The sequence below is a fragment of the Bradyrhizobium semiaridum genome (genome assembly GCF_020329505.1).
Classification (GTDB): Bacteria; Pseudomonadota; Alphaproteobacteria; order Rhizobiales; family Xanthobacteraceae; genus Bradyrhizobium; species Bradyrhizobium semiaridum.
In genome coordinates this window covers 89,179-108,344 of the sequence record NZ_JAGKJJ010000002.1, presented here as the reverse complement: position 1 = coordinate 108,344, position 19,166 = coordinate 89,179, and the positions used below count along the sequence as shown (strand labels likewise).

General features: G+C 65.7%; 21 protein-coding genes, 1 tRNA gene and 1 pseudogene. 15 read left to right on the top strand and 8 right to left on the bottom strand.

Translation table 11 applies throughout. The annotated features are described in order from the left end of the window. Positions 1-155: 155 nt before the first annotated feature. Positions 156-2,384: a TonB-dependent siderophore receptor gene (locus J6500_RS02905; RefSeq protein ID WP_225711497.1), complete on the top strand. Its 2,229-nt coding sequence runs from the start codon at positions 156-158 to the stop codon at positions 2,382-2,384. A gap of 329 nt (positions 2,385-2,713) precedes the next feature. Next, a pseudogene (locus tag J6500_RS02900) lies at positions 2,714-3,717 on the top strand (PepSY-associated TM helix domain-containing protein). Between the two features lie 73 nt (positions 3,718-3,790). Here the strand turns inward: J6500_RS02900 and J6500_RS02895 are convergent. Then, positions 3,791-4,534, bottom strand: a complete 744-nt coding sequence (locus J6500_RS02895) for an SDR family NAD(P)-dependent oxidoreductase (protein WP_225711160.1) — start codon at positions 4,532-4,534, stop codon at positions 3,791-3,793. A gap of 106 nt (positions 4,535-4,640) precedes the next feature. Here J6500_RS02895 and J6500_RS02890 point away from each other — a divergent pair, with 106 nt between their 5' ends. Continuing rightward, on the top strand, positions 4,641-5,267 hold the full coding sequence (locus tag J6500_RS02890; RefSeq protein ID WP_225711159.1) for a TetR/AcrR family transcriptional regulator: 627 nt from the start codon (positions 4,641-4,643) through the stop codon (positions 5,265-5,267). Positions 5,268-5,330: 63 nt separating this feature from the next. Here the strand turns inward: J6500_RS02890 and J6500_RS02885 are convergent, their stop codons facing one another. After that, positions 5,331-5,534: a hypothetical protein gene (locus J6500_RS02885; RefSeq protein ID WP_225711158.1), complete on the bottom strand. Its 204-nt coding sequence runs from the start codon at positions 5,532-5,534 to the stop codon at positions 5,331-5,333. 1,184 nt (positions 5,535-6,718) lie between these two features. Further along, a tRNA-Pro gene (locus J6500_RS02880) sits at positions 6,719-6,795 on the bottom strand. 67 nt (positions 6,796-6,862) lie between these two features. Here J6500_RS02880 and J6500_RS02875 point away from each other — a divergent pair. The 4 genes from J6500_RS02875 to J6500_RS02860 are packed head-to-tail and all read left to right on the top strand — an operon-like array spanning position 6,863 to position 10,364. After that, positions 6,863-7,852, top strand: coding sequence for an L-threonylcarbamoyladenylate synthase (locus tag J6500_RS02875; RefSeq protein WP_225711157.1), 990 nt, complete (start codon positions 6,863-6,865; stop codon positions 7,850-7,852). 31 nt (positions 7,853-7,883) lie between these two features. After that, the gene (locus J6500_RS02870) at positions 7,884-9,311 is read left to right on the top strand and encodes an FAD-binding oxidoreductase (protein ID WP_225711156.1); all 1,428 of its coding nucleotides are present in this window, start codon (positions 7,884-7,886) and stop codon (positions 9,309-9,311) included. Between the two features lie 14 nt (positions 9,312-9,325). Beyond that, positions 9,326-9,763: a GNAT family acetyltransferase gene (locus J6500_RS02865; protein ID WP_225711155.1), complete on the top strand. Its 438-nt coding sequence runs from the start codon at positions 9,326-9,328 to the stop codon at positions 9,761-9,763. 19 nt (positions 9,764-9,782) lie between these two features. After that, positions 9,783-10,364 (top strand): NUDIX hydrolase, encoded by a 582-nt coding sequence (locus J6500_RS02860; protein ID WP_225711154.1) that lies wholly within the window; start codon positions 9,783-9,785, stop codon positions 10,362-10,364. Positions 10,365-10,857: 493 nt separating this feature from the next. On the opposite strand, the gene J6500_RS32060 is transcribed toward J6500_RS02860, so the two are convergent. After that, entirely contained in the window at positions 10,858-11,700 is an 843-nt protein-coding gene (locus J6500_RS32060) for a hypothetical protein (protein ID WP_312018190.1), read from the bottom strand. On the opposite strand from J6500_RS32060, the gene J6500_RS02850 reads away from it, so the two are divergent. Continuing rightward, positions 11,680-12,447 carry an SDR family NAD(P)-dependent oxidoreductase gene (locus J6500_RS02850; RefSeq protein ID WP_225711152.1) on the top strand — a complete coding sequence of 256 codons (768 nt, stop codon included), beginning with the start codon at positions 11,680-11,682 and terminating at the stop codon, positions 12,445-12,447. The genes J6500_RS32060 and J6500_RS02850 overlap by 21 nt on opposite strands. A 172-nt stretch (positions 12,448-12,619) precedes the next feature. Next, positions 12,620-12,883: a helix-turn-helix domain-containing protein gene (locus J6500_RS02845; RefSeq protein WP_225711151.1), complete on the top strand. Its 264-nt coding sequence runs from the start codon at positions 12,620-12,622 to the stop codon at positions 12,881-12,883. Between the two features lie 3 nt (positions 12,884-12,886). On the opposite strand, the gene J6500_RS02840 is transcribed toward J6500_RS02845, so the two are convergent. Beyond that, the gene (locus J6500_RS02840; RefSeq protein ID WP_225711150.1) at positions 12,887-13,879 is read right to left on the bottom strand and encodes a hypothetical protein; all 993 of its coding nucleotides are present in this window, start codon (positions 13,877-13,879) and stop codon (positions 12,887-12,889) included. A 119-nt stretch (positions 13,880-13,998) separates the two neighbouring features. Between J6500_RS02840 and J6500_RS02835 the strand changes: the two genes are divergently transcribed. Continuing rightward, the gene (locus J6500_RS02835) at positions 13,999-14,517 is read left to right on the top strand and encodes a collagen-like protein (RefSeq protein ID WP_225711149.1); all 519 of its coding nucleotides are present in this window, start codon (positions 13,999-14,001) and stop codon (positions 14,515-14,517) included. Between the two features lie 12 nt (positions 14,518-14,529). Here J6500_RS02835 and J6500_RS02830 read toward each other — a convergent pair whose 3' ends face one another. Together J6500_RS02830 and J6500_RS02825 are read right to left on the bottom strand one after the other, a co-directional pair. Further along, the gene (locus J6500_RS02830; protein WP_225711148.1) at positions 14,530-14,745 is read right to left on the bottom strand and encodes a hypothetical protein; all 216 of its coding nucleotides are present in this window, start codon (positions 14,743-14,745) and stop codon (positions 14,530-14,532) included. Between the two features lie 86 nt (positions 14,746-14,831). Then, on the bottom strand, positions 14,832-15,098 hold the full coding sequence (locus J6500_RS02825; protein ID WP_225711147.1) for a DUF2277 domain-containing protein: 267 nt from the start codon (positions 15,096-15,098) through the stop codon (positions 14,832-14,834). 132 nt (positions 15,099-15,230) lie between these two features. Between J6500_RS02825 and J6500_RS02820 the strand changes: the two genes are divergently transcribed. Next, positions 15,231-15,476, top strand: coding sequence for a DUF2188 domain-containing protein (locus J6500_RS02820; RefSeq protein ID WP_225711146.1), 246 nt, complete (start codon positions 15,231-15,233; stop codon positions 15,474-15,476). A 161-nt stretch (positions 15,477-15,637) separates the two neighbouring features. Here the strand turns inward: J6500_RS02820 and J6500_RS02815 are convergent, their stop codons facing one another. Next, positions 15,638-16,327 carry an ArsR/SmtB family transcription factor gene (locus tag J6500_RS02815; RefSeq protein ID WP_225711145.1) on the bottom strand — a complete coding sequence of 230 codons (690 nt, stop codon included), beginning with the start codon at positions 16,325-16,327 and terminating at the stop codon, positions 15,638-15,640. Positions 16,328-16,467: 140 nt separating this feature from the next. Here J6500_RS02815 and J6500_RS02810 point away from each other — a divergent pair, with 140 nt between their 5' ends. The 4 genes from J6500_RS02810 to J6500_RS02795 all read left to right on the top strand — a co-directional run bounded on the left by J6500_RS02810 (position 16,468) and on the right by J6500_RS02795 (position 19,127). Beyond that, positions 16,468-16,869: a nuclear transport factor 2 family protein gene (locus J6500_RS02810; RefSeq protein ID WP_225711144.1), complete on the top strand. Its 402-nt coding sequence runs from the start codon at positions 16,468-16,470 to the stop codon at positions 16,867-16,869. 328 nt (positions 16,870-17,197) lie between these two features. Next, positions 17,198-18,253 (top strand): alpha/beta fold hydrolase, encoded by a 1,056-nt coding sequence (locus J6500_RS02805; protein WP_225711143.1) that lies wholly within the window; start codon positions 17,198-17,200, stop codon positions 18,251-18,253. A gap of 17 nt (positions 18,254-18,270) precedes the next feature. Continuing rightward, on the top strand, positions 18,271-18,615 hold the full coding sequence (locus tag J6500_RS02800; protein WP_225711142.1) for an MmcQ/YjbR family DNA-binding protein: 345 nt from the start codon (positions 18,271-18,273) through the stop codon (positions 18,613-18,615). Between the two features lie 158 nt (positions 18,616-18,773). Beyond that, a complete protein-coding gene (locus J6500_RS02795) occupies positions 18,774-19,127 on the top strand; it encodes a hypothetical protein (RefSeq protein ID WP_225711141.1) in 354 nt (117 codons plus the stop codon). The last annotated feature ends 39 nt before the right edge of the window (positions 19,128-19,166 follow it).

Here is a 19,166-nt window from a genome sequence, read left to right as displayed (position 1 = left end):
CTGCGGCTGCTAGACGCGCCGGCGTGGACGAACGCCTGCGTGGAAAGTAAGACGTGATTGATCTGGTTGATGGACGGCCTGTCGGACTCACTCGAAATTCCGCCGACAGAAGGCGCAGCCGTCTCCTGATCGGCGCCGCATTCCTGTTTGCCGGCATGTCCTTCTCGGTAGCGTCAGCGCGCGCTCAATCGAATGTCGCGCTGCCGCCCGTCACCGTCGAGGCTGTGCAGAAGCGCAAGCCGGCAAGCGCGGCGTCACCTGCCGCGAAGCCCAGGCGGGCAGCCGCCGCCGCCCGCCAGCGCAACGCCGAGCCGGCACCGCCGACAGCGTCGCAGCGCGCCGCGGCGGCGGCCGCGGTGCTCAACGAGGCCAAGCTCCACTACCGCGCAATGCCAAGCTCGACCACGCTGCGCAGCGGCGCCTCGCCGCTCGACACCTCGCAAACCGTCAACGTCGTTCCCGAGCAGGTGCTGAAGGATCAGCTGCCGCGTAACCTCGACGACGCGCTCGCCAATGTCTCCGGCGTCACCCAGGCCAACACGCTGGCCGGTACCCAGGACGCGGTGATGCGCCGCGGCTTCGGCGACAACCGCGATGGCTCGGTCATGCGCAACGGCATGCCGCTGGTGCAGGGCCGCAGCCTCAATGCCGCGGTCGAAAGCGTGGAGGTGCTGAAGGGGCCGGCTTCGCTGCTCTACGGCATCATGGATCCCGGCGGCATCGTCAACACCATCAGCAAGCGGCCCGAGCTCTATCAGCACGGCTCGGTCACGCTGCTCGGCTCGAGCTACGCCAACTCCAGGACCGGCGCCGACGGCACCATCGACATTACCGGCCCGATCGGCGAGCGCGGCCTCGCCTATCGCTTCATCGGCTATGGCGTCAGCGAGGACTATTGGCGCAATTTCGGCCGCCACCGCGAAATGCTGGTCGCGCCGTCACTGGCCTGGTACGGCGAGAATACGACGGTCCAGCTCAATTACGAGCACCGCGAATTCATCACCCCGTTCGACCGCGGCACCGCATTCGTCAACAACGCGCCGCTGGCGATTCCCAAGACGCGCCGGCTCGACGAGCCCTTCAACAACATGTGGGGCACATCCGACCTGATCCAGGCCTCGGTCGAGCACTGCCTAAACGAGAACTGGAAGCTGTTCGCCGCCTACAGCTACAACACCGAGACCTTCAGCGCCAACCAGCTCCGCATCACCGGCGTCGATGCCAAGACCGGCATCGAGAAGCGCAGCAACGACGGCACCTGGGGCTCGCTCAGCAATGCCAGCTACGGCACGTCCTATCTGCAGGGCAATGTCTGGCTCGGCAACATGCGCAACGAGATCCTGTTCGGCGGCGACGGGCAGTATCGCACCATCTATCGCGACAACCTGATTCGGCAGGCGACGCCGAACTTCAACTTCTACAATCCGGTCTACGGCCTGATCACGCCCGGTACGACGATCTCGGCCGCCGACAGCGCCCAGACCGACAAGCTCGGCCAGTGGTCGCTGTTCTTCCAGGACACGCTGCATGTGACCGAGCGCTTCGCGCTGGTCGGCGGCATGCGCTACATGGATTACGACCAGCTCGCCGGCAAAGGGCGACCGTTCGTCACCAACACCAACGTCTCCGCCGACAAGGTGCTGCCGCTCGGCGGCATGATCCTCAAGCTCACCGACGAAGTGTCGCTCTATGCCAGCTATACCCAGTCGGCGAAGCCGAACTCGACCATCGCGGCGCTCGCCAATGGCGGCGGCGTGGTGCTCGGCTCCAACATCGCGCCGGAGGAAGGCACGCAGTACGAGACCGGCGTCAAGTTCGATCTCAACAAGCGGCTCTCCGGCACCGTCGCGGTTTACGACATCGAGAAGCGCAACGTGCTGGTCAGCCAGCTCGATCCTTCGACCGGCCTCAACGTCTACACCGCGGCCGGCAAGGTGCGCTCGCGCGGCGCCGAGGTCGACGTCACCGGACGGCTGACCGAGAATTGGAGCATGATCGGCAGCTATGGCTATACCGACGCCCGGGTCACCGAGGATCCGACCTTCGCCGGCAAGCAGCTGCAGAACGTCGCGCTGAACACCGCCTCGCTCTACCTGGTCTACGATTTCGGCACCGCCCTGCCCGGCCGGCTCCGGCTTGGCGGCGGCGCGCGCTATGTCGGCGACCGGCCCGGCGATGCCGCGAACACGTTTGTGCTGCCGTCCTATACGGTGGCGGACATCTTCGCGACCTATGAGACCAAGGTCGACACATTCCCGGTGATCTACCAGTTCAACGTCAAGAACCTGTTCGACAACGTCTACTATCCCTCCGCCGTCAGCAATCTGAACGTCGCGCTCGGCGACGCGCGGCGCTTCTCGCTCTCGGCGACGGTGAAGTTCTGACGGCGTCCGCGGGATAGGCATTCGCTCGGGCGGCGAGGCCGCCACGAAGGTCGGCCGAGCGCCCACATGAAGGTATTGTGAACGCTGCCGCCCCGGTCGTTGCGAGCGCAGCGAAGCAATCCATGGGTGCGCGCATGAGGAGGGATGGATTGCTTCGCTCGCAATGACGGAGATGGAGCAACGCCCCTTCGACAGCAAGCTGGATCGATTCCAAACTAGCCCTGTGGCATCGCGGCGCGCCGTTGGGTAGGGTCCCGGCGCGCTGTTGAAAAGGCGGCGACTGCAACGAGCCCGCTGGTTCCAGTGCCCTCCCCAATTCAGTCCCCGTCATGAGCAAATCCGCGATCAAGGCCGCGTTGCTGCAGGTCCATTCCGTCGTCGGCCTCGTGCTCGCGCTGCTGTGGGCCGTGGTCGGGATCACCGGCGCAACGATGGCGTTCGAGGATGAGATCCAGGCCAGCCTGAACCACGACATCATGCGCGTCGATTCGAGCGCAACGCCACGGCTGACGCCGGACCAGCTGATCGCGCGGCTGCGCACGGCCGGGGACTTCGGCAAGGCATCCGCCGTGACGATGTCGAGCGATCCGGCGGCCGCGGCGCGCATACGATTTGCCCGCAGCGAGGACGGCACGCGGCCATCCTCGGTCTATGTCGATCCCTATGACGGGCACGTGCTCGGCTCGCCGCGGGCCGAGGATTTCTTCGCCACCGTCCGCAAACTGCATCGCTGGCTGCTGCTGCCCGGCGACGGCAATGGCTGGGGCCGCAAGATCACCGGAACGGCCGCGATCTGCCTGATCGTGATGTTGATTTCAGGACTCGTGCTGCGCTGGCCGCACCGCGTACGCAGCGTCAGGATGTGGCTGAAGCCGAATCTGGCGCTGCGCGGCCGCGGCCTGCACCGCTCGCTGCACGCCGTGATCCCTTCGATCGCGTCTGGTCGGCATTTCTGCAGCAGGAGGGCGGCAGCTACGGCCGGGCGCTGCTGACGATGCCGGGCGGCGACGGCACCATCGTGCGCGTCAGGTCATGGGCGCGCGATGCGTCGCTCGACAGCGTGCGTGACGAATTCCGCATCGATGCCGTGACGGGACGCGTGATCTCGGCGGACCGCTACGCCGACAAGACGTTCGGCGAGCGCGTCCTTGCCGGCGTGCTCGACATCCACCGCGGCGCCATCCTCGGCTGGCCGGGCAAGCTCGCCTTCATGCTGGCCGCTGCCACCATGCCGCTGTTCACGGTCACCGGCTATCTGCTCTATCTGTCGCGCCGCCGCCATCGCCGCCTCGCGCAGCGGCCGCCGATCGGCCACCTGGTTCCGGGCGAATAGGGCGCAGCAGCGACTGCGGTTGCCGTTGCCAGTGCGACAAGCGCGTAACAACGCGCCTGTCGCGGCAGCAGCGTCACGCGTTGGCGCCGCCGTCGATGGTCAGGCCGGCACCATTGACCGAGCCGGCTTCAGGCCCGGCGACGAAGGCGACCAGCGCCGCGACGTCCTCGGCCTTGCCGTAGCGCTTGATCGCCATGCGGCCACGCTGTGCCTCGGCGCCCGGTCCGTCGACCGGATTCATGTCGGTGTTGGTCGAGCCGGGATGCACGATGTTGACGGTGATGCCGCGGCCGCCCAGGTCGCGCGCCAGCCCCTGGGTCCAAGCGATCAGCGCCGACTTGCTCATCGAATAGAGGCTCATGCCGGCATCAGGCACGCGGGTCGCGAGGTTGCTGCCAATATTGATGATACGGCCGCCCTCGCCCATATGCGCGGCTGCGGCCTGCGAGGCGACCACCACCGCCCGCACGTTCACCGCGAGCGTGGCGTCGATGTCCTCCAGCGTGAGGTTTTCGATCGGCCCGCCGCGGAAGATGCCGGCATTGTTGACGAGGATGTCGAGACCGCCGAATGCCTTGGCGGCGGCTTCCACCGCGCCGCGCACGGCCGCGGCATCGGCGCTGTCCGCCTTGAGCGCCAGCGCGCGCCGGCCCTGCTGCTTGATCTCGCCGGCGACCGCTTCGGCACGGTCGGCCGAACGTTCATAGGTGATGGCGACGTCGGCGCCCTCGGCCGCGAGACGCTTTGCGATCGCGGCGCCGATGCCGCGGCTGCCGCCGGTGACGAGGGCGCGTTTTCCTTGCAGTGACTGGGTCATGGGAGACTCCCTGGTTATATCTGTAACGATTGACACATAAATAAGAACCGTTGCGCCGGGACGTCAAGTGAATTATTTAATGAATGACACAGAAATGGAGGGAACCATGGCCGACCGTGGCCGTCCCCGAAGTTTTGACAAGGATGCCGCGCTGGCCCGCGCCATGGAGGTGTTCTGGCTGAAAGGCTATGAGGGCGCCTCGATGGCGGACCTGACCACGGCGATGGGGATAGCCTCGCCGAGCCTCTACGCCGCGTTCGGCGGCAAGGAGGAGCTGTTCCGCCAGGCGCTCGATTATTACGTCAGGAACGAGGGCGACCTGATCTGGGGCGCAGCGATGCGCGCCCATACCGCCTACGACACGGTGGAAACCTTCCTGATGCAGACCGCCCGTGTCTTCACCCGTCGCTCGCGTCCCCCGGGTTGTCTCGTCGTGCTGTCGGCGCTGCATCCGGGGGAGCATTCCGAGACGGTGCGCCGCGAACTCGTCGAGCATCGCGCACAGACCGTGAAGGATCTGCGCGAGCGATTGCGCCAAGGCGTCGCGCGCGGCGAGATCTCGCCCGCGGCCGATCTCGATGCGATCGCCAAATATTACGTGACGGTGCAGCAGGGCATGTCGATCCAGGCCCGCGACGGCGCCAGCCGGCAGCAGCTCGAGCTGATCGCACGTGCCGCCCTCGCCGCCTGGCGCCCGCTCACCGCGCCGGCAGAGGTCGCGGCCAGCGGTTGAGCACCACTTATCCTGTATGCTGCGGCGATCTACTATGAAGGCATATCTGTTTGAGTTGCCCCTTCAACCCGTGAGTTGGCCTGATATTCTCTGGGCAAAAAACGGCGTCTTTTCTGCCTTCAGACTTGCCTCACCAACGCGAATTCTCTTGTGCTGGCGATGGGGCGGCATCAATTTTCCGCCATCGACTATGACGCCGGTTATTTCGGCGGGGCGCTCCACATAGAGGTTTTCCTTGTGATAGCGAAGACCGGCGCCACGGATCACCCGTCTGATCCGAGGGCCACATCGATCTTCGGATCGATGCATGATGTCGACGTCCGCAGCGCCCGCCCCCTGTGAATGCTCGCTCCGGCCCCGACAGATGCGACAAAGTAACCCGACGGGCAACCCGGCTTAGCTCCACAAGCCACCCAGTCACCCATTCTTATTTTCCGAATTTCCTCTTGACGCGCTCCCCAACTCAGATGTTCAATGTGCCCGTCTCACCCGATCGAGGGGCGCTGCGCATCGTCACGGTGTTGCGGTGAGATGCGGTGGACGTCGCGCGTGTCAGTGACGACAGCACGCGAGGCGGACGGTGAAGTCGTGCAGGCCGGACGCCCTGGTGGCAGGTGTCCTCTCGCTCGATGCAATTGCGTCTTGCGAGGGCGGTGACAACAAAGCCCAGTCTCGCCGGGGTAAGCACGTATAAGCCGTAACCCATCGCGCAGGGAAAGCCGGGTTGTTTCCGGTTACACCTGTGGTCCTACCCCCGAGCTTACTACCCATCGCTCGGGGCCCATGGGTGCGATCGGCACCCGGCTTTCCCTGCGCCCTCTGCTCTCGGAGCGGCGAAACGAAATGCAAAACTCGGGCAATTCATGTCGCGAGAACGTGGAATTATGGCTCAGCAGTTACGGCTCACGATCAGCGCGCATCTTTCTTCAACTCGATCGCGACCTGCGAGAGCCACGAGCCAGGCGCATCCATGACGAACGACTGGTGGCTGCCTTTGGTCTTGATTTTCACCAGCGCGGCAACGTCTCGCCTTCAATTCGCGCCTCGATCAGCCCGTCATCGGTGCTGGTCCCCGTGATCTTGCCGCCCTGCCGGTACTCGCTCTCGAACCCAGTTGCCCGAGAGCTGCGCACCGTTCTGAACGATGTTGGCCGACAACGTCATCTTGTAAGCATCGCTGGCGCATCTGAGATCCCGGCTGGACGCCCTGCCCGTTTTGGTGACGCCGTAAGGAGAGCGGATACTGAGCATGACGAACGGCCGTTGCCCACCCAGCACCAACGCCTTTACGAATTCGGCCGGGACGCCAGGAACCGGACGCGTCGCAAATCCCGCGCGACCGCTGCAGCAGAAGCTGCTATGACAACGAGGTGAAGCAGCTGGTGAGATCGAACAGGCGTTGGCGATTGACTTGGGAACCGCCGGCAATCAAAAAACGCCTGAAAAATGAATGGTCGGAGTGGCAGGATTCGAACCTGCGACCCCTGCGTCCCGAACGCAGTGCTCTACCGGGCTGAGCCACACTCCGACTAAGAGCCGGGCTTATAGCGTCGGGTTTCAGGGACTGCAAGGCACCCTTTGAGGATTTAGTCACCGTGGATACAGGTCTGAAAACGCACGTTTTGCCCGCTGGCGCCGCCGCCACTGCCACTGCGGCAGGGGTGCTGGCCGAGGGCGGCCTGGTGGCATTTCCGACCGAGACGGTCTACGGCCTCGGCGCCGATGCCGGCAATGCCGGCGCGATCGCCCGCCTCTACGAGGCCAAGGGCCGGCCGGCCTTCAATCCGCTGATCGCCCATGTCGCCGACCTCGCCGCCGCGCGGAGGATCGCGCTGTTCGACGGCCAGGCGCTGCGGCTCGCCGAAGCCTTCTGGCCGGGACCGCTGACCCTGGTGCTGCCGAAAGCCCTTTCCTGCCCGGTGGCGGAGCTGGCTACCGCCGGGCTCGACACGGTCGCGATTCGCGTCCCCGCCCACAAGGTGGCCCGCGACATCATCAAGACCTTCGGCGGCGCGGTGGTGGCGCCCTCGGCGAATCTCTCCGGCCACGTCTCGCCGACCACGGCGGAGCATGTGAGCGGCGACCTCGCCGGCCGCATCGACCTGATCATCGACGGCGGCCCGGTCGAGGTCGGCGTCGAATCGACCATTGTCGGCTGCTTCTCCGATCCGGTGCTGCTGCGGCCCGGCGGGCTGACGCGCGAGGAGATCGAGCGCGTGCTCGGCCATCCCTTGCAGTCGCCGCCGCAGGACGCCGAGAGCGAAGGCCAGCCGGTCGCGCCCGGCATGCTCGCCTCGCATTACGCGCCGCGCACCCCTGTTAGGCTCAATGCCAGCGACGTCCATGTCGGCGAGGCGCTGCTGGCGTTCGGGCGCAGCAAAGTCGCGCGCAGCGAATGCGCCTCCGTGGTGATGAACCTGTCGGAGAGCGGCGATCTCGCCGAGGCTGCCGCCAATCTGTTCGGCTACCTTCGTACGCTCGACAAGCGAAACGCCGATGCGATCGCAGTGGTGCCGATTCCCGAGGACGGTCTGGGCGAAGCCATCAACGACCGCCTGCGCCGTGCCGCGGTCGGACGGAGCTAGATTTCTGCGTGAGTGAAAGACCAAGAACAAGATGAACATCGCAAAGCCTGCCGTGCCGCCGCTTTCGCCCGACCTGATCGAGAAATTCCGCGCCATCGTCGGCGCGAAATACGCGGTCACCGACGCCGCCGACATCAAGCCCTACGTCACCGAGGAGCGCGACCTGTTCCATGGCCGCTCGCCGCTGGTGCTGCGTCCCGGCTCGACCGCCGAGGTCGCGGCGATCTGCAAGCTCGCCAGCGAGCACCGGATCGCGCTGGTGCCGCAGGGCGGTAATACCGGCCTGGTCGGCGGCCAGACGCCGCACAATGGCGAAGTGGTGGTGTCGCTGCGACGGCTGGACAAGATCCGCGACATCGACGTCGAGTCCAACACCATGACCTGCGAAGCCGGCGTGGTGCTGCAGATCGCGCAGCAGAAGGCGGCCGACGTCGACCGGCTGTTCCCGCTGTCGCTCGGTGCCGAAGGCAGCTGCACGATCGGCGGCAACCTCTCGACCAATGCCGGCGGCACCGCGGCGCTCGCCTATGGCGTGGCGCGCGAGATGGCGCTCGGGCTCGAAGTAGTGCTGGCCGACGGGCGGGTGCTGAACGCGCTGTCGAAGCTGAAGAAGGACAACACCGGTTACGATTTGCGCAACCTCTTCATCGGCGCCGAGGGCACGCTCGGCATCATCACCGCAGCGACGCTGAAGCTGTTTCCGAGGCCGCGCGCGGTCGAGACCGCCTATGTCGGACTGCAATCGCCGGCCGCGGCGCTAAAACTGCTGTCGATCTCGCGCAACGAGGCGGCAGGCGCACTGACCAGCTTCGAACTGCTCGCCGACATCGCGGTCGACTTCTCGATCCGCCACGGCATCGACATCCGCGATCCGCTGACCACCAAGTATCCCTGGTACGTGCTGATGGAGCTGTCGTCGTCGCGCGACGACGCCCGCGACACGCTGGAGGCGATCCTCGCCAAGGGGATGGAGGAGGGCATCGTCGACGACGCCGTGATCGCGGCCAATCTGAGCCAGCGCCAGGCGTTCTGGAAGCTGCGCGACGAGATGTCGGCGGCGCAGAAGCCGGAGGGCGGCTCGATCAAGCACGACATTTCGGTGCCGGTCGCGGCCGTGCCCGCCTTCATCGAGGAGGCCAATGCGGCCGTGGTGAAGCTGATCCCGGGGTCGCGGCCGGTGCCGTTCGGCCATCTCGGCGACGGCAACATCCACTACAATGTCAGCCAGCCGATCGGAGGCAATGCCGCCGATTTCCTGGCGCGCTGGCACGACGTCAACGCCGTGGTGTTCGAGATCGTGCTGCGAATGGGCGGCTCGATCTCGGCCGAGCACGGCATCGGCGTGCTCAAGCGCGACGAGCTGCCCGACGTCAAGGACAAGGTCGCGATCGAGCTGATGCGCTCGATCAAGGCGATGCTCGATCCGCTCGGCATCATGAATCCGGGCAAGGTGCTGTGACGGCGCAGGCGACCATGACGCCCCTTTCGATTGCTCCGATCACCGACGACGACGTCGCCGATGTCGTCGCGCTCTGGCAGGCGTGCGGCCTCACCCGGCCGTGGAACGATCCCGCCGCAGACATCGCGCTGGCGCGTCGCGGACCGGCCTCGGCCGTGCTGGTCGGCCGCGACGACGGCAAGATCGTCGCGACCGCGATGGTCGGCCATGATGGCCATCGCGGCTGGGTCTACTACGTTGCTGTCGATCCTGGTCGCCAGGGCAAGGGCCTTGGCCGCATCATCATGTCCGCGGCCGAGGACTGGCTGCGCGCGGCCGGCGTGCCGAAGCTGCAACTGCTGGTCCGCCGCGAAAATGCCAAGGCTGGCGCGTTCTACCAGTCGCTCGGCTATGAAGAGTCGACCTCGGTGATGCTCGCCAAATGGCTCGACGGCCGCGACCCGACACCGTGAGCAGCGTTGGGGTTTCCGCATGAGCATTGCCGACCGCGTTCGCATCAAGGATGTCGAAACGCTCGCCAAGGGCCGCTACGAGCTGAAGCGCGCGCGATTCGATTATCGGCGCGCCAACGGCGAATGGCAGACCCAGTTGCGCGACGTTTTCGAACGCGGCAGCGGTGCTGCGCTGCTGCCCTACAATCTCGCTCGCCGTACCGTCGTGCTGGTGCGCCAGTTCCGCTTTCCGGCCTTCGCCAACGGCTATGACGGCCTCCTGATCGAGGTTGCCGCCGGCATGCTCGAGGACGCCGAGCCGGAGGCGCGGATTCGTGCCGAGGCCGAGGAAGAGATCGGCTACCGGCTGACCCACGTGCAAAAGGTGTTCGAGGCCTTCACCAGTCCGGGCGCGGTGACCGAGAAGCTGCACTGCTTCGTCGCCGAATACGACGCTGCGATGCGCATTGGCGACGGCGGCGGACTTGCCGACGAGGGCGAGGACATCGAGGTGCTGGAGCTCGGCATCGACGAGGCACTCGCGATGATCGCCGACGGGCGCATCGTCGACGCCAAGACCATCATGTTGCTGCAATACGCAGCACTGCATCTGTTCCGCTGAGGTTTAGCGCATTCGTGATGGCAAGGCCGCTCAGATCGGCGTTCGCCATCAAGCCGACCTCGTGACCGGTCCGGAGCCGCCGATGATCCAGCCCGCCTTGTAGATCGTGAGCGTACGAAACCGCTGTCGGCCCGCGCCGCCGAAACGAAGGCCCGCGAACACCGTCGCGAATCGCAGTTCGCGGACTGTAGCGCTAGCATGTTCGATCGCGCAATTTGGGACGTTCACGGCCGCAACTGGCACCTCATCCGCGTTGAACCTGTTCGCGGGAATGCAACACTCACTGCATGTCCGGGGCGATCGGCCCCAGAGCTCCGACATTGCCTTGCGGAGCGTACCATTTTCAAACCGGAGATTTCCCCATGCGCCGCCTTACGATTGCCTGTGCCGCCGTTGCCGTCACTGTCTCTGCGCTCGCCGCAGCGAGCCCTGCCAGCGCCTCGCCCTATCACCTGATCCGCTGGCAGGACACCGGCTTCTGCCAGATCTGGGATCAGGGCATTCCGACCACGCCGTGGCCGGCGAATTTCTCCGTCGTCAGCGTCGAGCTGCCGACCTTCGATGCCGCGTTCGCGCTGAAGACCGGCCTGCTAAGCAGCGGCACCTGCACGTTCTGAGCCGCATTCGACATTGGTGAGCGTGATGCGGGCAAAGCACCAGCCTTGCCCGCTTCGCGCTTGTCGCGAGGGAGAACCGTTTCGCAGTTTTCCGGATCATGCTTTAGCGATGCTTCATCAGCGCATCGCGCGCCGCGGCAAGCTCGCGGAACGCGGCGCCGTTGCCGCCGCCGTCGGGATGCACCGTCTTGGCGGCGTGCTTGAACGCCTGGTGGATCTCCGACGGGCGCAAGGTGGCGATTGAGCGGCAGGCCGAGCAGTTGGCGGTATTGGTCTTCCTGCGTCACCCCCCTCGGCATCAGGCCGCGACGGCCGAACCGCGGCGCGGCCAGCATATGCAGCGCATCGCTGATGAGACCGAGCCGGCGCAGCGCCATCGCGCGGGTGCGGCGGTCGGCGGATTTTGCCGCCGCCTGGCGCAGGATCGGCAGCACCTGTGCGGCTGCTTGCCGCAGCGTCTCGTCGACATCGGTGGCGGCGATCTCGGCCACCATTCGGGCCATCTGGCCATAATCAGGATCGCGCGCCTCGCAAAAGCGCTCGATCGCAAGTTTCCACTGTCTGACATGCGGGTCCATGTGCTGAACCTGTGTTATCCGAATCCGGATGACAGCAACGCGCAAACGCGGCTTGGCGTTTCGCTTGGCGCAGTTTTGAATAGTGTTGTCGACAACGCTCCAATCAAACGAGGAAACGCCATGCCCCTTCTCGACAACCACATCGCCGTCATCACCGGTGCGGGCTCCGGGATCGGGCGCGCCATCGCGATCGGCTATGCACGCGAGAGGGCGCGCGTCGTGCTGCTCGACCAGAACGGCGACGCGGCGGCGGAGGCGGCGAACGAGATCCGCGGCAATGGCGGCAAGGCGGAAAGCTTTGCGCTCGACGTGACCAATCGCGACGCCTGCATCGCGATGGCCAGGCAGGTGGCCGAGAAGGTCGGCGCGGTCTCGATCCTGGTCAACAATGCCGGCATCGCCCGCCGCAACGGCATGCTGGGCGCGGACGAGGCCGTGATCAAGGATTGGGAAGACATCATCTCGATCAATCTCACCGGCGTTTTCAACGTGACGCACGCCTTCCTCGCGCCGCTGCGCAAGAACAAGGGACGCATCGTCAATATCGGCTCGATCCAGTCCTTCGTGCATCTGCGCACGCCGAGCTCGCCGGCCTACACCGCCTCCAAGCATGGCGTGCTCGGCTTCACCAAGGCACTCGCCGCCGAGCTCGGCAAGGACGGCGTGCGCGTCAACGCGATCGGCCCGGGCTTCATTGAGACGCCGCTGAACGAGAAGGTGCGCGCCACCAATCCCGATCTGGTGAAGGTGTTCATGGACCACACCCCGCTCGGCCGCCCCGGCAAGGCGGAGGACATCGTGGGTCCTGCGATCTTCCTCGCCTCCGACATGTCGGCCTACGTGTCGGGCTCGATCGTGATGGTCGACGGCGGTTATCGGACTCTATGATGCCGCAAGCCGCAATCGTGGCGATTTCGGGGTATTTTTGTTGACCCACAGCGAGGTAGGGACGCGTTAAGGAGCTGTTAACCAAACTGGCACACCGTGAAACCACCGGCTTGGGGTAGTTGGGTACTCGATCCGCTTCATCGATGAAGCGGGCGTTGGTCGGGAGGTTATCATGTCCTACGCGTTCACCCTGGCTTCGCGAGAAGCGGCGCCGCCATCGCTGGCGCCAAATGAAATCGTTCCATTGCTGATCGGCGCGACCGTCGAGGAGGTCGAGCGGGAACTCGTGCTGCAAACCCTGGCGCGCTGCGACGGCAATCGCACCCGCGCCGCGCGCGTGCTCGGCCTGTCGGTCCGCACCCTGCGCAACAAGATCCGCGAGTATTCCGCCGACGGCATCGACGTGCCGCCGTATTGCGAGAACGCGGCGAGCTAACGGTCAGATCGACAGGTCGATCGCAAGGCGCCGCCAGCGCGACAGCAGTACGCTATCAGCGGGATTGAGACAGGGCGCGAGGGCCACGTCGGCCGCCGCGCTCTGTCGGAGCGTCCGCGCGACCAGCGACGCCGCATAATGCCAATAGCCGCGCCGGCCAGACGGCTCCTCGGCGACGAGCGACTTGGCGAGGATCTCGACATAGATCGCCTCGACCGTCGTCTGCCACAACTCGCCTGCGCTGACCGCCGCAGGCGATGCGTTGCTCCGCGCCTGCCAGATCAGCCAGTAGTCCTCTTCTGCACCGGCCCACGCCACATGCGGCAGCGAGGCATCGAGACATGGCGAACGGCAAGAGAGCGGCCGCGTCGTGCGCGCATCGCAGAACACCGAATGGCCGAGCGTGTCGTACCAGCGCAGCCGGAGGAATCTGCGGATTGCAGCCTGCTCATTCGCCGCGAGCTGCCGCCTGCCGGTGCGTTCGAGATCGCAGATGATCGCGTCCAGATGATCGCGATCGAACGGCTCGACCTCGAGCGCCACGCCGGCATTGTCCGGAAACAGCTCATCGAGCATGCCGACCATCTCGCGATAGAAACTCCGCGCCAGTCCGCCGCCGCGCCACGCCTTCGCCACGCCGACATAGTTGCAGAAGATCAGGCGGCTGGCGTGGTCGTAGGTGAAGAAGCCGAGCCCGATCGCGCGCTCGGCGGCGCGCAGAATGAAGCAGCGCGAGTCGAGGCAATATGAGATCTCGCGGCCGTCGAGCACGAACTGCTCGCGCCGGCCGACGTCCTCCGACAAGACCCAGCGTACGATGTCGTCGGGACTGTCGCGCTCATTCGCCGGAAACAGCTCCTGGTAAAGATCGAGCACGCCGGTAGCGCGAAAGCTCGCTTCGTCGCGTACATCGTCGCGCGTCACGACGATGTCGAGCGTCTGCGGCCGCGATTGTCCGCCCACAGCTTCGCCGCGCGTGTCCATCAGCAGCCGCAACGCGCTCTCCCTCGCCGCCGGCCTGTCACATTATGACTGTTGATCGCGCGGGCGGGCCGAATTGAAGCCGTCATCCAACCTCTGTTACAAGCGACTCCGCATTTCGACGGAGCATATCAGTGGCTGACGACACAATTTCGCGCGCCCGCGGCCCGCAAGGGCCGCAGGGCCGCCAGGGCGAGCCGGGACGTCCGGGTCCGCAGGGACATCCGGGACGGCCGGGACCGGAAGGCCCGCGCGGCAAACCGGGTCCGATCGGCAAGCCCGGTCCGGTGGGCAAGGCCGGCCCCCCAGGCAAGCCGGGAGCGCCGGGCAAAGCGGGTCCGCAGGGCCCGCGCGGCGAGCCTGGTCCGCAAGGGCCGCAGGGACCGGCAGGTCCGCGCGGCGAAGCCGGCCCACCCGGCGAGTTGCCGTCGATCGACCAGGTGATGCCGTGGCTGCACATGATCTTCGACGCTTGGGAGGACTACAAGCGGACCAAGGAGCGCGAAGCCGCCGAGCAGGCCGAGCGCGATGCGATTGAACGCGCCGCAGCGGAGGCGATCGCCCTCGACGTCGATGCCGATGGCTTCGACGACGATGACGACGCGGACGATCACAAGAAAAAGAAGAAGCACCGAAAGAAGGACAAGAAGTAACCCTTCGCGCGCTCAGCGGTCCGCGCCGGGATCGCCGGGCGGACCGAGCTGGATGTGCTGCAGCACCCAGCGCATCGCGTAGTGCCAGCCGACGCCGGCGAATGCCCCGCAGATCGACAGGACGATGACGTTGTCGCTGTCGATCGCGCCGCTCGACCACAGCATGCCGCAGGTCCACAGCACGGCGAATGCGATCGAACAGAGCGCGAGCGGGACGGCGGACTTCATTGCGGTGCTCCGGAGCCGGGTGAATGGCGACCATGCCCGTCGCCGCGCCGCCGCACCGTGAGCCGGCTCACGGATCGCCAACGGCCTCAGCCGAAACGCAGCCGCGAACGCTCCTTGGCCTTTTCCGCTTCGACCTCGCGGTCGCGCGCCGGCGCGGTGGTGTGCAACGAGGTGAGCAGCCGCCGCGCCGCCGCGGAAACTTCGGTCACGGCGAGGTTGAAGGCCGCCTCATTGGCCTGAGACGGCTTGTTGAAGCCGGACAGCTTGCGCACGAATTGCAGCGCCGAGGCGTGGATCTCGTCCTCGGTGGCGGGCGGCTCGAAATTGAACAGCGTCTTGATGTTGCGGCACATAATGGTCTCCCTCCGTCCCCGGCTGCCGGGGCGGCTTTCCGGATCATGCTCCAAGGACGATCGGCTGCTGCAAAATACGACATCGTGGTCTATTCTGGCAGCCCCATGGTCCACGGCGGAGCGAGGTTCCCGATGAGCCACGTGACCTACAAGGTCGTCCAGCACGACGGCGGCTGGGCCTATACCGTCAACGGGGTGTTTTCAGAGCCGTTTCCCACCCATGCAGCCGCGCTTGCCGCGGCGCGGCGCGTCGCGGCCGAACAGCGCGTGCCCGGCCGTACCGAGGCGATCCAGTACGAGACAGCGGACGGCAAGTGGCTGACCGAGACCGCCGACGGCAATGACCGGCCGGAGACCGAGGTCGAGGATGGGCGCTAGAGTTCCCCATCGCAAGTGCGCTTTGCCAAATCTCGAAAAACAACCCCATGCAAAGGAGCCGGCGCTGGCGGCGCTCGACAAAGCGACAGGACAAAGCGACTTGATATGTCGGGCAGCTCAGGAATATTCTTCCAATATTCCGAAATTGCCCCCGCGCCAGACTAGAACGGCACCCGCACGCCAAGCCGGTCGAAGAAGGCGCGTCCTCGATCCGTGATCCGCAATGCACGCGGGATGCGATGCGGCGCAACGCAGCGCGTCTCGATCAGGCGCGCAAGAACGGCGTTGGCGAACGGGCCGGCGAGATGCGGAACGCGCTCGGTCCAGTCGTTGCAGAGCCGGCAATGCGGCTGCCGCGCGGGATCGAAATCGATCTGTTCGGCGCGGCACCAGGCCAGCCCCTGCCCGGTCACCTCACCGCTGCGGCCGTCGACGAGGACGAGCCGGCGACGGATCAGCGCATTCGACAGCAGCACGCCGAGCTGGCCTGCCAGATGGCGATAGCAGGTGCGCGATTGCCTGAGCTGCTCGGCCGGCAGCGCACGCTTGCGCGTGGCGCTGGACTTCGCAGCCAGATCGACCAGGCTCTCGATCAGCGCCGCGACGTCGTCGTCCCGGATCCGATAGTACCTGAACCGGCCCTGCGCCCAGACAGAGAGCACGCGCGCATCGACCAGCTTCTGCAGATGCGCGCTCGCGCTCTGCGGCGAGATGCCGGCCACCGCGGCAAGCTCGCCCGCCGGCAGCGCCTTGCCGTCGGCCAACGCGCTCACCATCGCCTCGCGTGCCGGATCGCCGAGCGCCTCGGCGATCCGGGAGAAGCCGGTCTGCACCGATCGGGATGACTCCATGTCAGCGTCCTCCATACCGACCGCAACGTCCTATCCGCATTCGCCAACTAACGAAACTCATTTCAGCTTTTCCTGAAACAACGAGGCCTCTTCATGGGCTGCAATCCGCGCCTATCCGACAGAAGAGAGAAGGAACCGCCATGACAAGCAGCAGCAACGACGCGGAACGCATCTACCGGCTCTGGGACGAAGCGCTCGGCAACAAGGACCTTGAGGGCGCTCTGGCGCTCTATGCGCCCGATGCGTCGATCGAGAGCCCGCTGGTTCAGCATCTGATGCAGACGCGCGAGGGCATCGTCCGCGGCACCGACGCACTGCGCGTATTCATCACGCGGGTGTTCCAGACGAACCCGCCGCAGCGCCGGCGCTTCAAGCAGGGCTTCTTCAGCGACGGCCGGATCCTGACCTGGGAATATCCGCGGCAAGCGCCGGACGGCGACCAGATGGACCTCGTCGAGGTGATGGAGATCGAGGGCGGCCTGATCCAGCGCCACCGGGTCTATTGGGGATGGTATGCGCTGAACGTGCTGAGGGAGAGCTAGAACGGGATGAAGTTTATGTTCAATCGATTTGACCGCGGCTTCGGTCTACCTCTCCCCGACGGGAAGAGGTCGATTTGCGTAAGCAATCGGGTGAGGGGCCGCGGCTCCAACGAGAGACCGTACCCCCCACCCGGCGCTGCGCGCCGACCTCTCCCAAGGGAGAGGTGAACCAACACTGCCGTTCCGACCGAACCTAGTCTCATTAGGCTCTAGCTAGCAGAACACGTTTTCGCCAGCCGCGTCGCGCGCCTCTCGGACGGCTCGCGCCGTCATGCTAGGCTTGCATCCAAGCGGCTGGACAAAGGCGCCGCGCTTGGGGAGAAGCAGAATGATCCGTTGCTGCGCGGCGCTGGTGGCCGCTTTGGTCTCGATGTCGGTACAGGTAATGGCTGCTGATGACTCCGCGCCCAGGGAAGGCGAGTGGATTGCGAAGGACTTCAAGTTCCACACCGGCGAGGTGATGCCGGAGCTGCGGCTGCATTACACCACGATCGGCGCGCCGACCGGACAGCCGGTGCTGGTGCTGCACGGCTCCGGCGGCTCGGCCGCCGCCATGCTGACGCCGACCTTCGCCGGTGAATTGTTCGGCCCCGGCCAGCCGCTCGACGCGGCGAAATACTACATCATCATCCCCGACGGCATCGGGCACGGCAAATCGTCCAAGCCGTCGGATGCGATGCGGACCAGCTTTCCGAAATACGACTACAACGACATGGTCGACGCGCAGTACCGGCTCGTCACCGAAGGCCTCAACGTCAAGCACCTGCGGCTGGTGATCGGCAATTCGATGGGCGGCATGCACACCTGGATCTGGGGCGTGCGCTATCCCAGGATGATGGACGTGCTGGTGCCGATGGCCTCGCAGCCGACCGCGATGGCAGCGCGCAACTGGATGCTGCGGCGGATGATGCTGGAGACGATCCGCAATGATCCCGACTACAAGGATGGCAACTACACCAGTCCGCCGCGGATGATGAAATACGCCATCGCCGCCTATCGTTTCGCCAGCGCCGGCGGCACGCTCGGCTATCAGACGCTGGCGCCAACGGCGCCGCAGGCCGACAAGATGGTCGACGAGCAGCTGGCGCTGCCGATCACCGCCGATGCCAACGACTATATCTATCAGTGGGAAGCCTCGCACGATTACGACCCGTCCGCCGGAATGGAGAAGATCGAAGCAACCCTGCTCGCGATCAACGCCGCCGATGACGAGCGCAATCCGCCGGAGACCGGCGTCACCGAAGCCGCAGTGAAGCGGATCAAGCACGGCAGCATCTACCTGATCCCGGCCAGTACCGAGACGCGCGGCCATCTCACCACCGGCAACGCCAAATTCTATGCCAGGCAATTGCAGGAGGTGCTGCAGACGGCACCGCAGATGTGACGGTCGGGACCGGCCGCATGTCGCAAGCCCGCTTCCGCAAGATCGCGCTAGCCTGCCCCGAGGCGATCGAGGGTGGGTATCAGGGCCTCGCCGACTTCCGCGTCGGCAGACGCATCTTCGCCACGCTGGGCTATCCCAATGAGGCCTGGGGCATGGTGAAGCTGACGCCGGAGCAACAGGCGATGGTGGTCGCAGCGGAGCCGGAGATCTTCCGGCCCGCGCCGAACAGCTGGGGCAAGCGCGGCAGCACCAATGTCCGGCTCGCGAAAACCGACGTGACCACGCTGCGCAGCGTGCTCAAGATGGTGTGGAGCAATGTCACGGCAAAGCCGGCAAGGACGGCGCGCAGGACATCGTCCTGAGCGCTGCGCGTCTCGCACTGCATCAAGTTTCGCTGCACTGCTTCGCCGATTCTTTGAGCATGCAACCTCCGCGCGGTTCGTGTCCAATCGAGCGAACCACGGATTCGCGCGCGGCAAACGTTGCGCGGATGCTGCACCAGATATCGCGGAGGAATGCAATGCGACGGCTCGCGCCCATCGCGCTGCTTGCGTGGCTCGCTCTGTTGGCGGGCGCGGCGCTCGCGTTCGACAACGGCCAGTATGACAATGTGCCTCCCGACGTCCGCGCCTGGTTCAAAAGCGTGATGGCACCCAACGGCGTGCCCTGCTGCGATATCTCCGACGGCCATCGCACCAGCTACGAGGTCCGCGGCGGCGCTTATTGGGTGCCGATCGAGGGCGAATGGATGCTGGTGCCCGAGCGCGCCATCATCCGCGATCGCGGCAATCCGGTCGGCGAGGCGGTGGTGTGGTATGCGCACCATCGCGGCGCCATCGTCATCAGCTGCTTCGTTCCGGCCGACGCAGTCTAGATGGCGTCGAAATGACGGCGGGCGCATATGGTGCTAGTG

Coding starts and splice junctions, on each gene's coding strand:
- J6500_RS02905 (WP_225711497.1), top strand. CDS start 156: ATGTCCTTCTCGGTAGCGTCAGCGCGCGCTCAATCGAATGTCGCGCTG.
- J6500_RS02895 (WP_225711160.1), bottom strand. CDS start 4,534: ATGACCCAGTCACTGCAAGGAAAACGCGCCCTCGTCACCGGCGGCAGC.
- J6500_RS02890 (WP_225711159.1), top strand. CDS start 4,641: ATGGCCGACCGTGGCCGTCCCCGAAGTTTTGACAAGGATGCCGCGCTG.
- J6500_RS02870 (WP_225711156.1), top strand. CDS start 7,884: ATGAACATCGCAAAGCCTGCCGTGCCGCCGCTTTCGCCCGACCTGATC.
- J6500_RS02865 (WP_225711155.1), top strand. CDS start 9,326: ATGACGCCCCTTTCGATTGCTCCGATCACCGACGACGACGTCGCCGAT.
- J6500_RS02860 (WP_225711154.1), top strand. CDS start 9,783: ATGAGCATTGCCGACCGCGTTCGCATCAAGGATGTCGAAACGCTCGCC.
- J6500_RS02850 (WP_225711152.1), top strand. CDS start 11,680: ATGCCCCTTCTCGACAACCACATCGCCGTCATCACCGGTGCGGGCTCC.
- J6500_RS02845 (WP_225711151.1), top strand. CDS start 12,620: ATGTCCTACGCGTTCACCCTGGCTTCGCGAGAAGCGGCGCCGCCATCG.
- J6500_RS02830 (WP_225711148.1), bottom strand. CDS start 14,745: ATGAAGTCCGCCGTCCCGCTCGCGCTCTGTTCGATCGCATTCGCCGTG.
- J6500_RS02825 (WP_225711147.1), bottom strand. CDS start 15,098: ATGTGCCGCAACATCAAGACGCTGTTCAATTTCGAGCCGCCCGCCACC.
- J6500_RS02820 (WP_225711146.1), top strand. CDS start 15,231: ATGAGCCACGTGACCTACAAGGTCGTCCAGCACGACGGCGGCTGGGCC.
- J6500_RS02815 (WP_225711145.1), bottom strand. CDS start 16,327: ATGGAGTCATCCCGATCGGTGCAGACCGGCTTCTCCCGGATCGCCGAG.
- J6500_RS02810 (WP_225711144.1), top strand. CDS start 16,468: ATGACAAGCAGCAGCAACGACGCGGAACGCATCTACCGGCTCTGGGAC.
- J6500_RS02805 (WP_225711143.1), top strand. CDS start 17,198: ATGATCCGTTGCTGCGCGGCGCTGGTGGCCGCTTTGGTCTCGATGTCG.
- J6500_RS02800 (WP_225711142.1), top strand. CDS start 18,271: ATGTCGCAAGCCCGCTTCCGCAAGATCGCGCTAGCCTGCCCCGAGGCG.
- J6500_RS02795 (WP_225711141.1), top strand. CDS start 18,774: ATGCGACGGCTCGCGCCCATCGCGCTGCTTGCGTGGCTCGCTCTGTTG.